Below are 539 nucleotides of genomic sequence, written 5' to 3' on the forward strand. Positions count from 1 at the left end.
GAACTTGAAATTTAGCATGTGGCGAATAATCGCAAAAAAGTTTCGCAAAATTCTTGCTAAAAACAAGACAAAATGCTACAATGAGAGTGTAAATTTGTTTCGATTAACGACCGTTTGGAGAAACATTCAAAATAACAATGTGAATATTTCAGAAAATGCGAATTTAACGAGGTTTTAAGGCTTTGTTAGATTGGCATTTTTTGTTTTTCTAAGTGTATCGTCTAACGGTCGTTACGCGATACACCAAAACCCTTGTTGCTCAAGTGGTTGAGGAGAACTTTACGAAATACTAAATCAAAAAATTAGGCTTTTTGTAGTATTTACATACCTTAAAAAGCAATTCTACATTCCTAAGGAGGAAATGATGAAAACGAATAAAGCAACCAAACTTGGTATTTCTTTGCTTTCCGTTGCAGCTCTTGGTGTTGTTGCTCCAGCTTTGATTGATGTGCCCGTTTTTGGGGCTAAAATCGTAAAAGCTGAAGAACAGCAGGAGCCGTTAAAATTCTTCATCTCTTATCACGATATAGATACGGGGG

It is taken from the genome of Streptococcus oralis (assembly GCF_001578945.1).
Taxonomy (GTDB): domain Bacteria; phylum Bacillota; class Bacilli; order Lactobacillales; family Streptococcaceae; genus Streptococcus; species Streptococcus oralis_Q.